Genomic DNA, 13261 nt, shown 5'->3' on the forward strand with positions numbered 1-13261 from the left:
CCTCTCATACGATATATAGGATTTGCATAGTGAGTGGTTAATAACACAGCAGAGAGGGGCGGCGGGATGGTATATCGATATGTGGCTATAGGAGATTCATTAACGGTAGGTACAGGAGCGCTGCTGGGCACCGGCTTTGTTCCTTTATATCGGAGAATGGCAGAAATGAATGTGCGCACATTTGTATCGATGGATAATTTGGGAGTGAATGGACTTACGTCAGGAGAAATGCTGCAGATGATTTCCAACAATCCAAGAGTACGGCAATCGCTGCGTGAAGCCGATATGATTACGTTGTCCATTGGTGGGAACGATCTGATTCGTACGTTCAAAGCGAGCGGCGGAGTCCCGAATGCAAGTAAGATGACACAGGTGCTCGGGGATACTCGCAGTAACGTGTCCCAGATCATGAGGCACATCCGGCAGTTGAAAGGAAACAGTGTATATATGATCCGTACGATTGGGTTGTACAACCCGTATCCGCAAGCGGCGGAAGCGGCATATTGGGTGCGACAATATAATTCCTTTCTAAACGTTGCAGGATCGGGGAACTATGCCTGTGCCCAGATCTATGATCGCTTTGAAGGGCGAGAACGTGAACTGTTATTTTGGGACAGGGTTCATCCAAATGCCAAAGGCTATCGCGTGATTGCGGAACAGCTAAATCGTACGGGATACTATCCATTCGCCTGAGCAGAAGGCGGTGAAGTTTAGAATGACTATTACCTCTTAGCCGACTAGACCGAAAGAAATACTTCCGTTAAGATGAGGACATATAAAGGTTGTATTAAGTGAGATAAAGGAGTTACTTTTAGTGCACATCATCAATTCAGCTTCCCTAAACGATTCAGAACAGGAGCTCTTATCCACCGTTTTATCCTTATATGGCTTCACGTCCAACTGGAAAGCCCATCGTGGAAGGGGGGGCATGAACAACTCTACCTTTATCGTAGAGATCAACCAGGAATGTTACGTGCTAAGGCAGTATGAAACGCATAATGATCCAATGAAAATTGCTTTTGAACACGAGGTGCTGTCTGCATTGTCACGTTCAGAGTTTGAGCTTGATGTGCCTGCGCCCGTTAACCTTCCTGATAATAAGGATGCCACATTTCTTTCTGTGCAGGATCAGTTAACTGGCCATACCAAAATCGTGACCCTGTTCCATTATCGCGAGGGACATAACCCGGTCTGGAATACACCTGATCAACTGATCGGACTGGGCAGGGCGGCAGGCATGCTATCTTCCGTTATGGCGTGCCTCTCCATATCCCTGCCCCCCGTCTACCCGCCTTACTATCAGATTCAGGAAGCTTACCCGCTCTGTTCGCCGGATACATTGTTACAACTATGCACCTCACCCCCGGATACGCTGATGGAATGTGCGGATGACCTGCAGAAACTGAAGGTTGTATTGCCAGATTTATTTGATACGCTGCGAGGCATGGAATTTTTGCCGCATCAACTGGTACATGGGGATTTGAATGCATCCAATGTATTGGCAGATTCTCAGGATACCATATGTGCCATTTTGGATTTTGAATTTGCCACATGGGATCTGCGGGTAATGGAGCTTGCTGTACCGATGTCTGATCTCCTGACGATGGACAAGGAGCAGGCATGGATGTGGGAAGCTTTGGAGGGACTGATTCAGGGATTCAGGGAACAGGTCAGCCTGGAGCCAGAGGAGTTGAACGTGATTCCAGCGCTTATTTTGCTTCGAAGTCTGGATGTGGTGATGCATTTTATCAGTCGGTTGTTCGAAGGTATAGATGAACCTGAAGTGGCTGTGCAGCAAATCAGGAAGCTGAGAGAACGGGTAGACTGGATGAAAGGAAATGAGAAACGCCTGCGTGAGTTGTTAGTCTAGCCCAACGAGATAAACGTTGTAATGGTCTTGTCCGAATTATCCCCATTTTTGGATAAGTGGAATGGATAACGGATGGGATGTATTTCCAATATGCAAAAAAGTGCACTGGTTCCCGCTTTAAGGCAGAGCCAGTGCACTTTTTATGTGGTGAAATCGTCTGTTACGAGAGAGTGTAAACGCTCATTATATGCAAATCGTTAAATTAAACGTACCAGGCAGCTTTACAGTCCTCGCTTGCGGAACCAGCTGCGTACAGCCCAGCGACGCTCCTGGCGCTTCTTATATTTTGGCAGGGAGCGATACACGTTCAGTGATTGTTCGTAGGCTTGCTTTGCATCAGCAGTACGCCCAAGGGAGCGGTACACGGAGCCGAGCAAATAAAATGCTTCGCTGGATGAGGAGTGAATCTCCTGAAATTGATGGACGTATGCAAGAGCTTTGTCTCGATGAGTGTCCTTGAACGCACCTGCAAGTGTCAGATAAGGACGTCCATATTTCACTCTTGGATTAATTTCGAGTGCCTGCAAAATATGACGTTCGCCTTCTTCCGTTTGTCCCAGATGAAGCTCAGTTGTGCCCAGTGCCTCCCAGTATTCGGCTGATTGCTCGTAAGGACGCTCCAGTTCCAGCAGCAAGGCATGAGCTTCGCTATAACGTTTGCGTTCAATCAACAGACGGGCCAGATCCAGCTTGGAAGAGACTTCATTCGGACTCATGGCAAGCTGCTGCCGGAGCCGTGAGATGTTACGCATACGCTTAAGTGGCTTCATGAAGCTTGGCATCACCCCAACATATCGACGATCCAGGAAATACAGAATGATGAGGAAAATAAGAACCGCCAGGAACGGATTGCCTACAATCCGCCACAGCAGGCCAAAGATTAGAAATTTAATCAGCACGACAAAGTCAACTCCAATTATGATGTAATCGCATTTCGAACACTTAAAATATATTTGGATTGGTCCAGCGGGTTAACTCCTCTGCGTTTCCGCGTGTGTGTCACATCCGCAGGACAATCCTGATACCCGGCAAAAGAAGTCGTCAGTACCCCGCGTCCGCTCGTCTCTGAACGCAGCTTCACCGGATAATCCATGGAGCTTGCCAGAGGCATACGTCCTTCAACAATGCATCGTCCGCCTCCAATGATCGGCGCTTCAAAGGTTGCTCGCATATGTACCAGATCACTAAGCGCTTTGCCACCGTACTCCTCCGGGACTGTTAACCTGAAATTCAGGATGGGTTCGAGCAAAGTCGTACCGGTCCTTGCCAATCCGTCCATGATCCCCATCGGGGTGGCTACCACAAAATCCAGTGGATGCGTATGCCAGACATGGTGCTCTCCTTCGATCAGCGTGATGCGGAGGTCAGTAACTTCCCATCCGAGCAAACCCTGCGCCAGCGCTTCGGGAATGCGGCGCTCCACTTCATTTTGATAGCGAAGCAGGAGATGATCCGTCCTGACCGTGGATGAATAGATCAGACCGCTGCCACGCGGCAAAGGTTCAATGCTGAATCGAAGAATGGCCCAGCAGGGCTTGGGCATCGTGTACGCGATGAATCCTTCCCCGGAGGAACGAGGAGTTTCCTTATAGATGACGGACGGCGGGTCAAATACGACATCCAGTCCGAAACGACTCATCAGCAGGCTGGACAGAATCTCAAGCTGAATGGTTCCCATGACTTTAAGATGCAGTTCCCGTTCTTCAGGCAACCATTGCAAATCAAGCAGCGGATCTTCGTCCGTCAGCTCTTGCAGTGCGGCTACAAGATCAGGGTAACGAGCCGTGTCTTTACCATGGACCTGCACGGTCAACAAGGGAACAGCAAGCTGCGGTACAGGAGGTACACCTGCGGGGCTGCCAATAATATCACCAACATGAGTTTCGCTTAGTCCATACAGTGCAGCAATCTGTCCGGCATGAACAGCACCCGTATCCACCCATTTCCGACCATCCATTCGGCGAATCTGTGTCACTTTCTCTTCCAGTTCCCGAGTGGAGTTATAGATTGTATCCCGATTGTGCACGCTGCCACCATACATGCGAACATAGACAGTACGGCCCATCGTTTTATCCCGTTCAATTTTGAATACAACCCCGGATACTGAAGGTTCTTGAGGCTGCGCGGGTGCAGGAAGAAATTCAATAATGGCATCCAGCAGTTCTGTTACGCCGATCCCTTTGCCAGAGGCGCCATAACAGATGGGGAACACTTCGCCCTGATGTACTTTTTTGCGAAATGCTTCATCCAGCAGGTCAGCAGGTAGCGTTTCACCATTAATGTAGGCTTCCATCAGATCTTCATCAAGTTCGGCCAATAATTCAAAAAGGCCTGGGATAGATAAAGGGGAATCCGTTACGTCCGTTTGGCTCGTACTCCAAAGGGAGTCAATGCCCTCGAACACTTCTTCATTCATCCGATAGGATTGGATCTCGCATACGAATGGAGAGAGACTGGAGTGGATCTGAGCCATGACCGTCTCAGCAGAGGCGCCAACCCGATCCATTTTGTTGATATAAATCAGGGTAGGAATTCCAAGCGAGCGGAGAGCGTGCCAGATGGTCTCGCTTTGGGATTGAACCCCTTCCACGGCGGACACAATCAGAACGGCTCCGTCCATAACACGCAGGGATCGCTCCACCTCAGAGCTGAAATCAATATGTCCCGGCGTGTCGATCAGGTCAATAACCGTATCCTTCCAGATCAAAGAGGTCATAGCCGCCTGCACGGAAATGCCTCGTTCCTTTTCGATATCCAACGAGTCTGTTGCGGTTGTTCCGTCATCTACGCGACCTGGACTACGTACGACACCACTTTGAAATAACATATGTTCTGTCGTTGTTGTTTTACCTGCATCGACGTGTGCGAAGATGCCGATATTTCTGCGATTCAATTCGTTTAACATGGGATGTAAGGCTCCTCTGGCAGCAGAAACGCATCGTTTCCGACATTGTAATTCAGTATTATAACATACCACACGAATAGTATGGAAGAATATGTTACACACAGACAAATCTCTACAAATCAGGATTTCGTGACAATCATGTTTGATCCTGACTCTTCATGGTTTTACGGTAGGCAGCGGGTGTGGTACCCGTCAGTTTCTTGAATTGCCGATAAAAATGGGGCAGGCTCTCAAAGCCGCAAGCATCGGCAACAACAGCCATCGTCTCATCACTTCGAAGCAGATGCTCTTTCGCCATAATGACCCGGCGGGCCAATGCATAGTCCGTTAGCGTCATGCCAGTATATCTTTTGAACGCACGGCTGAAGTGAGCCGGGGATACGGCTGCCTGCCGTGCCAGTTCTGGCAAGGAAAGACCACTGCGCAGCTCTTCATCCATATGAGTGAGCGTAGAGGAGAGCCAGTCGGGTCCAGGGACGTTTCTGGCAGGACTTGCAGGTCCGATCGCCTCCAATCGCTCCAGATAAATAAGTAAGAGCTGCAACCGCAGCAGAGCGGCGTGGGCACTCAGGTGATGTTCTAACTGGAACTCTGTATGAATGTCGTCAATTAACGCAGCCACCTGGGCTTGCTCCTTGGCCTCCAGATGCCTCTTGTACACCCTGCGTTTGCGGCAGCGTTCAAATAGGGAGAGCATGGCTGACGCATTACCTCCCGCTGTGGAGGCCAGTAATCCCGGACTGAAGAACAAGGCCGACGACGTCACCGGATTCCCGGCATCCGGCAATGCGCGGTGTACCGTGCTGCCAGGAATGATAAACAAATCACCCTCCTGCATGTCTTCAAGACCGTTATCAATGAAAATGGTGCCCTGACCACGATATACATAAATAATTTCATGCCAGTCATGAAGATGATCCGGCAGCTCGTTCTGTGGAGACTTGGTATCTGCATACACCAGACGAAAGGGAATCCCCGATTCCGCCTGAATAGTTGTACGAACGGGCGAACGTTCCATTTGATCTCCTTTCAAAACAGTGCTTACAAAAAAGTGGTTACATCTGATCATGAAAGAGTACATTTATCGCAATATAAGCAATTAAATTTCCTTTTATTGATGATACAATGAATTTAAAGCGTTTTCAATGAGAGTGTAAGCGGCTGTATGCCATGCAGCGGGACATCTGATGGTGACAAATAAAACGATGAGGTGAGTGTTCATGTCGGCGAGCACGAAAAGACCAAGGCTTAAGCTGAATCTGCTCGGAAGTGACAGCCAGCGCAAGTGCAAAGAAGTGATGGAACGTCCCGTAAAGGTACTGCAGATTGGGGAAGGCAACTTTTTGCGTGGGTTTGCAGATTGGATGCTTCATGAAAGTGCCAGACAAGGCAAATTCCATGGCAGTGTTGCGGTGACCCAGCCTCGGCCTGGGGGAAAGGCAAAGTTGGAACAAATTCGTGACCAGGACGGATTGTATACGATGATTACCCGGGGGCTGTCACAGGGAAAAGCAGTGGAACGTACGGAGATGATCTCGATTTTTTCACAGTGTATTAATCCGTACGAAGAATGGCAGGATTTTCTGAAGCTGGCGGAATTGCCCTCCCTGGAGTTTGTAATCTCCAATACAACCGAGTCGGGACTGAAATATACGTATGCAGAGTACTCGCAGGGTGAACCGATACAATCGTTTCCGGGTAAACTGACGGTTTTTCTGCATCAGCGTTATCTGCGGTTTGATGGGGACCCATCCAGAGGATTGATTCACCTACCGTGTGAGCTGCTTGAGGGCAACGGGGATGTACTGAGAAGTTGTGTGCTGCAGCATAGTGAAGATTTTGGTTATTCAGAGGGGTTTCGTTCATGGATTGAGAACCATAACCTGTTTCTGAACAATCTAGTTGACCGAATTGTCACGGGTGCACCGGCCAAGGAAGAAGCCGATTCCCTGACCAATCGCTGGGGATACGAGGATCAACTGGTCAATACCGCAGAGCCGTATCATTTCTGGGCCATTCAGGCAGATGAAGCACTGGACAAGAAACTCCCTCTGAAACAGGCGGGACTCAACGTACATTGGGTGAAGGATTTAAAGCCTTTTCAGCTGCGTAAGGTTCGTATTTTGAATGGTGCCCATACTCTCATGTCATCACTCGGCATACTGCAAGGCAAGGATCATGTAAGAGAGACGATGGAAGACCCCCAGTTTGGCTCATGGATCAGAGAAGCTGTACATCAGGAGATTGTGCCTGCACTGGATATGCCGGATCATAATCTGGATCAGTACGCAGCCGAAGTGTTTGAACGTTTCCTCAATCCGTATATTAATCACAAGCTGCAGGATATTGCATTAAATATAGTAGGGAAATTCAAGGTTCGTGTGCTGCCCACACTTTTGGCCTATGAGCAAAGTCAGGGAAGCTGGCCTGTTCGGCTCGTAAAGGGATTTGCCGGATTGCTGTATCTTTATCGCCCAGTGAACACGCCAGACGGTTACATGGGACAGCGATTGAACGGTGAGTCCGTCCTGCTTCGGGATGATGTGGATGTATTGGCTGCACTTGCCAAGCATTGGGATCGCTATGATTCTTTGAAGAGGGATAAACAGCAATTAGACCAGAGTGTAGCTGCTGTATTGTCTGATGTATCAATCTGGGGCGAGAATCTGGATGATCGAGAGGGGCTTCGCGAAGCACTCGTTCATGAAATTGGTCTACTGGAAGGTGAGAGCTGATGAACACCATACGTACAGTCAATGACTGGATTGCGATTCAACCGCAGGATGATGTCATTATAGCCCTTCGAGATTATGTAAAAGGGGAAAGCATTACCCTGCCAGACAGTTCTGTTTTTACACTAAGGGATGATGTGCCCAAAGGCCATAAAATTGCTGTGCATACCATCGCACCAGGCGAGGATGTAATGAAATATGGTTTTTCCATTGGAATAGCCCAAGAACAGATTGAGCAGGGGAGCTGGATTCACAGTCACAACCTCAAGACAGGTCTTCACGGATTGCTTGAGTATCAGTATCAGCCTGGGCCAACTGTCCAGACAGACATGCCCCCGGAACATCTGCGCTCATTTGATGGATATCTGCGTCCGAACGGTGAAGCAGGTATCCGTAATGAAATCTGGATTGTAAATACGGTCGGCTGTATTAATAAAGTATGCGAGGCATTGGCTCGGATGGGGCAGTCCCAGTTCGGCAGCAGGGTGGATGGTGTTTATCATTTCCCGCATCCGTTCGGCTGCTCACAGCTGGGGGATGACCTGAAATACACACAGCAAGTACTGGCTTCCCTGGTAGAGCACCCGAATGCAGGCGGCGTGCTGGTCATTGGTCTGGGCTGCGAAAATAATCAGGTAGACCAGTTTCGCGAATGTATCGCACCGGAGTATCGGGAGAAAGTCCGTTTTCTCAAAGCGCAGGAAACGGACGACGAGCTTGAAGAAGGACTGCGTCTGATGGAAGAGCTGGTGGAGCTTGTCGAACATGAACAGCGTCAGCCGCTGCCCCTGAGCAAGCTCAAAATTGGATTGAAGTGCGGTGGTTCGGACGGTTTGTCCGGGATTACAGCGAACCCGCTCGTCGGCACTGTTGCGGATATGCTGGTGGCCGCTGGGGGCACGGCCATATTGACCGAAGTTCCCGAGATGTTTGGTGCGGAGACCATTCTGATGAATCGGGCGGCCAATGAGCAGGTATTTGATGATTTGGTAGACTTGGTGAACGGTTTCAAGCAATACTTTGTGAATCACGGTCAGAATATATATGAAAATCCCTCACCAGGGAACAAAGCAGGCGGGATTACCACGCTGGAGGAAAAGTCTTTGGGCTGTACGCAAAAGGGAGGACGCTCTGCCGTAGTGGATGTACTTCGTTATGGCAAACGTGTCACTCAAACTGGTCTGAATATTGTGGAGGCTCCGGGGAATGATCTTGTGTCTGTTACGGCCCTGTCTGCTGCGGGTGCGCATATTGTTCTCTTCACGACAGGTCGCGGCACACCGTTTGGAGGCCCGGTACCTACCGTCAAGATTGCAACCCAATCCGACCTCGCCAATCGGAAAAAGCACTGGATCGATTTCAACGCAGGTCAACTGCTGGAGGGAAAAACGATGGAAGACGTGAAAATACAGATGTTCAGCCAACTGATTGATATTGCTTCAGGACGGGCGCATACGCTCAGCGAGCGGCATGGATTCCGGGAAATTGCGATTTTCAAGGATGGAGTCATCCTGTAATTGTACTCGTTCGCTGATTTATCCCTATTGTATGTATGATATACGAATGTACAGCAAATCCCGGCGGCCCTCTACGGCTTCCGGGATTTGTCGTTTACAGGTATTTCAATCATTTATCGCAAAGACTTTTTTGATTTTGGTCAGTGCGGCAGTAGAAGCGTGTTTTTCCAGTTGCTGCACCAAAAGTCCGCTCGCGTCGGCAACGCTGCCCTCAAACGGAGCAATACCCTGTCGCTTCATCCAGCAGCCTGAGGTCTCATAGGCAGAGCTGTTCCAAGCCACCTTGCCTTCAGCGAGACCTTCTTTTTCTTTGGTGCCACAGATTACAATGGCACTAATGCTTTGAAGGTCCAGGAGCCCCTGGTCAAACGATTTTTTGTCTTCTTTGGCCCTAAAACCTGCCTGTGAACGCAACGCTCGCCCATCAATCCCTTCTTGCTTTTCAATTATTTCATATAGTTTGAATGCTTCTCGAGAGAGCAATCCCGCGTCATATTGTTCTTCTATCATTCTGGAGCCCGCTAACAGACGGTGCACCCATGGGAAATATTCGCGTGAGACAAGGATAGCTTTCTTTTTGACAAATTTGCCATAGGCAGCGATCCCTTCCTCAGCCAGACGTGATCGCCACAACCAGGGATCAAGTGCATTATCCTTGTGCCAGTTTTCTTTTGGCGTTATGGAAGACAGTGAAGGATATTCAGGGAATAAAGGTGCAAGCGGGAGCAGTCCCACAGCCTTTATTCGCTGAACAGCTTCTTCGTAAGTTACGATGGATTCATTCTCATTCATCATAAATGGGCAAGCTCCTTTTTAATGTGTGCTACAACAATTATGGTTGGAAGTCAGATACATCTGGCTTACTTCCTCGGCATGTTTGCGAATCTCACGGCGGAGGTTCTCAGGTTCAAGTACTTCTGCCTCACGTCCAAGTCGATAAAAGAATCGCACGGCCCATTCCCACTCACCGGGAGGGCAGAGAAAGGACAGTTCCCAGACATCGGGAGCGATCTCGGTCATTCGTTCTCCAATATGCTTGTCCTGTTCTGCTTCGATCATACCGCTGTAACTCAGACGTGCGGTTACGCGCGTTGGAGAACGTTCAGGAGATTGCCGTTTGCTGCGCTGTCGTTCAGCCTGTTCAGACAGTTTTTGTGATTCGAACAGGTCAATCGCCGTAACTTCCAGAATGCGGTCAGCCCTGAACAGGCGCTGTTCGCCATGCTCCTCCGAATACGCTTCACAATACCAGAAACCGGCCGAAGCATAGATCCGAATGGGGCAGATTGTAAGCCAGCGTTGACGGGAAGCAGAGCGGTATAACATACGCAGCCATCCTTGTTCCGGGATACAAGCCAGAAGCGGTTCCAGATGATGAAGGATGTAGTTCCGCTCGGGTACATCATGCTTCAGTTGTTTGAACATGGGATCCATCTTTGCCTTGACATCATCTGGAATAATGCTTTTGATTTTGTCCATTACTGTCCAGCGTTTCTCTTGAAAAGGGGTATCTGCATAATGGCTTAGGCCTTCGAGAGCAAAAATGAGAGTAGCTGCTTCAACCGGGTCCAATTGCAGTGGGGGCAGTACATACCCCTCCATAAGTCTGAAGCCGCCTCCGGGACCGGAGATAGCAATGATCGGGACATTCATCTCAGAGAGTGATTGGATATCCCGCAGGATGGTCCGGCGGGAAACTTCAAACTTTTCTGCAAGCGAATGTGCCGTTTCGTGACCGTGCTGCAATGCCATAACGATGGCGGCAAGCCGATTTGTTCTATTCATGTCAGCCACTCCGTTTCGAGGGTTGCGCCGCCGGAAAGAATGCTTCTAAGTGTTCCTCCCATTGTAGCAGTGTATAAGTGACATCATGGCTGTCACCAATATATCGCAGCATTATATTTTGTATTCCATACAGTGCAGCGACTACTTTCGGAGGGGACGTTTCCTTCTTGCCGGCGGGGCGTCGTTAAATTGTGTGTCTCGTCCAATTCGCTTCGCTTCTCGGTATTTCCTTCTAACCGGGAGCCTCACAAATAATGACAAAAACCCGTATCCGGTCTAAACGGATACGGGAAGTAGCAGATTGAAACAAGTTCATCCATATAATACTTTAAATTTTAACAATTGACACGTTTTTAATCTTCAACTATAGAACCATGCGATATCCATGTAACATGTTGTATCATTGGTTTTCGAATAATTATTTCATTTCAAGCAGTTGTACACCGCGGCCTTCAATCTCGACCTTACCAGAGAGGGATCGATCTGTGAGCAAATCATGAGCCTCAGCCTTGCCCAGATCATAGGATTGAGCAGTAGCATTGTGATTCATGACAAACAGGTACTGCTGTCCATCCTTGGTACGAGAAGTTACTTCAACACCTTCAGGAGTATCCAGAAGAGAATCGATCTTTTTGGATGCAGCCAGCTGTCCCAGCAAGCCGTCCAGGAATCGATCTTCCGGATCGGAAGCTACATACCAGGCTTCGCCTTGGCCAAACGTGTTGCGAGTGACCACTGGCATGCCTTTGTAGAAATCGTCCCCATACTCGGCAATGACTTCGGCACCTTCACTGTGAAGCAAGTCACACAACATGCCGCAACCATATTCTCCTTGAAGATCGCCATAAGCTTCTTTCAGGACAATACTGTTTTTTTGCTCCGGCAGGAGGGCGTCAATTTCTTCGACCCAGATACCGAGCAGCTTGCGAAGTTCTCCCGGGTAACCACCGGTAGTTACGATATCGCTCTCATTAACGATGCCACTGAAGAAGGTTGTCAGGAATGTACCGCCTGCTTCAACGAATTTTTCCAGTTTGGCAGCAAAGCCTGGTTTAACCATATAGAGTACTGGAGCGAGCACGATGTCGTATTTGCTGATATCGGTATCCACACTAACGATGTCCACCTGAATGTTTCGGCGGAAGAAGACAGCGTAGTATTTGTGAATTTGGTCTACATAGTTTAGTGCAACCGTAGGTCCGCTGGATTTCTCGATCGCCCACCAGTTATCCCAGTCAAACACAATTGCCACTCTGGCATTTGCGGCAGCATCCAGTGTTTTGTCGCCCAGTAACTGTAATTCCTTACCGAGTTCCGCGACTTCACGGAATACACGGGTATGCTCATGACCGACATGTTCAATGACGGCACCGTGATATTTCTCGCAGGCGCCAACCGAACGGCGGAGCTGGAAGAACATGATTGTATCTGCACCATGGGCAACGGACTGGTAGCTCCACAGGCGCATGACGCCGGGACGCTTCAAAGAGTTGTAAGGCTGCCAGTTCTGCTGGCTTGGTGTCTGCTCCATGAGCATGAACGGCTGTCCATCCTTCAATCCGCGCATCAGATCATGTGCCATGGCTGTGAAACTTACCGGGGTTGCAAGACCCGGATAGCTGTCCCAGGAGACGATATCCATATATTTGGCCCATTTGAAATAGTCCAGCTGTTTGAAAAATCCCATCAGATTGGTCGTAACGACCGAATCCGGGATATGTTTTTTGATTGCATCATATTCAAGGCGATAACAGTCGAGCATACTGTCCGAATTGAAACGGGAGTAATCCAGCGAGATGCCCTGGAATGTGGAGTTATTATTTCCCCAGTGCTCGCTCAGGTTACTTGGCAGTACAATCTCATCCCAATCGTAGAAAGTATGACCCCAGAAATTGGTGTTCCATGCTTTGTTGAGCTGCTCCAGGGTCTGGTAGCGTTGTTTGAGATACACGCGGAACGCTTTCTCGCAGTTATCACAATAACAGTCGCCGCCGTATTCGTTGGAGATATGCCATACAAGAACAGCTGGGTGGTCTTTGTAACGTTCCGCCAGCTTGTCTGCAATCTTTTCGGAGTATTTGCGGTAGGTTGGGCTATTCGGACAGGAGTTATGCCGTCCACCGAATTTGCGTTTGCGTCCATCGGCATCCACACGCAGTACATCCGGGTATTTTTTCGCCATCCATGCTGGATGTGCAGCAGTGCTTGTCGCGAGGCAGACGTATACACCGCTTTCATACAGACTATTAATTAACTGGTCCAGTCCTTCAAAATGATAAGTAACTTCATCAGGCTGAATCAGTGCCCATGAAAATACGTTGATGGTTGCAATATCAATACCTGCCAATTCGAACATGCGCAGATCTTCAAGATGAGTCTCGTGATCCCATTGTTCAGGGTTATAGTCGCCGCCGTAGAACATTTTGGGTAACTTGCTGCTAATCAAATGTGT

General features: G+C 49.0%; 10 protein-coding genes. 4 read left to right on the forward strand and 6 right to left on the reverse strand.

What is annotated here, in order from left to right; all coding sequences use genetic code 11:
• The first annotated feature begins 66 nt into the window (after window positions 1-66).
• A complete protein-coding gene (locus MHB49_RS11935; RefSeq protein ID WP_405156257.1) occupies window positions 67-693 on the forward strand; it encodes an SGNH/GDSL hydrolase family protein in 627 nt (208 codons plus the stop codon).
• Between the two features lie 121 nt (window positions 694-814).
• Window positions 815-1870: a phosphotransferase gene (locus MHB49_RS11940; RefSeq protein ID WP_405156258.1), complete on the forward strand. Its 1056-nt coding sequence runs from the start codon at window positions 815-817 to the stop codon at window positions 1868-1870.
• A 221-nt stretch (window positions 1871-2091) separates the two neighbouring features.
• Here MHB49_RS11940 and MHB49_RS11945 read toward each other — a convergent pair whose 3' ends face one another.
• The 3 genes from MHB49_RS11945 to MHB49_RS11955 form a co-directional block, all read right to left on the reverse strand.
• Window positions 2092-2769, reverse strand: a complete 678-nt coding sequence (locus MHB49_RS11945; RefSeq protein WP_405156259.1) for a tetratricopeptide repeat protein — start codon at window positions 2767-2769, stop codon at window positions 2092-2094.
• Window positions 2770-2786: 17 nt separating this feature from the next.
• On the reverse strand, window positions 2787-4775 hold the full coding sequence (locus MHB49_RS11950) for a GTP-binding protein (protein WP_405156260.1): 1989 nt from the start codon (window positions 4773-4775) through the stop codon (window positions 2787-2789).
• 136 nt (window positions 4776-4911) lie between these two features.
• Window positions 4912-5793: a helix-turn-helix domain-containing protein gene (locus tag MHB49_RS11955; protein ID WP_405156261.1), complete on the reverse strand. Its 882-nt coding sequence runs from the start codon at window positions 5791-5793 to the stop codon at window positions 4912-4914.
• 202 nt (window positions 5794-5995) lie between these two features.
• Between MHB49_RS11955 and MHB49_RS11960 the strand changes: the two genes are divergently transcribed.
• Window positions 5996-7510, forward strand: coding sequence for a tagaturonate reductase (locus tag MHB49_RS11960; protein WP_405156262.1), 1515 nt, complete (start codon window positions 5996-5998; stop codon window positions 7508-7510).
• Window positions 7510-9024: a UxaA family hydrolase gene (locus MHB49_RS11965; protein ID WP_405156263.1), complete on the forward strand. Its 1515-nt coding sequence runs from the start codon at window positions 7510-7512 to the stop codon at window positions 9022-9024. The genes MHB49_RS11960 and MHB49_RS11965 overlap by 1 nt, the downstream gene beginning before the upstream one ends.
• A 105-nt stretch (window positions 9025-9129) precedes the next feature.
• Here the strand turns inward: MHB49_RS11965 and MHB49_RS11970 are convergent, their stop codons facing one another.
• The 3 genes from MHB49_RS11970 to MHB49_RS11980 all read right to left on the reverse strand — a co-directional run bounded on the left by MHB49_RS11970 (window position 9130) and on the right by MHB49_RS11980 (window position 13255).
• Window positions 9130-9819: a hypothetical protein gene (locus MHB49_RS11970; RefSeq protein WP_405156264.1), complete on the reverse strand. Its 690-nt coding sequence runs from the start codon at window positions 9817-9819 to the stop codon at window positions 9130-9132.
• An 18-nt stretch (window positions 9820-9837) separates the two neighbouring features.
• Window positions 9838-10809, reverse strand: a complete 972-nt coding sequence (locus MHB49_RS11975) for a helix-turn-helix transcriptional regulator (protein WP_405156265.1) — start codon at window positions 10807-10809, stop codon at window positions 9838-9840.
• Between the two features lie 418 nt (window positions 10810-11227).
• Window positions 11228-13255 (reverse strand): beta-galactosidase, encoded by a 2028-nt coding sequence (locus MHB49_RS11980; protein ID WP_405156266.1) that lies wholly within the window; start codon window positions 13253-13255, stop codon window positions 11228-11230.
• Window positions 13256-13261: the final 6 nt, after the last annotated feature.

It is taken from the genome of Paenibacillus sp. FSL K6-0108 (assembly GCF_045040695.1).
GTDB lineage: Bacteria > Bacillota > Bacilli > Paenibacillales > Paenibacillaceae > Paenibacillus > Paenibacillus pabuli_B.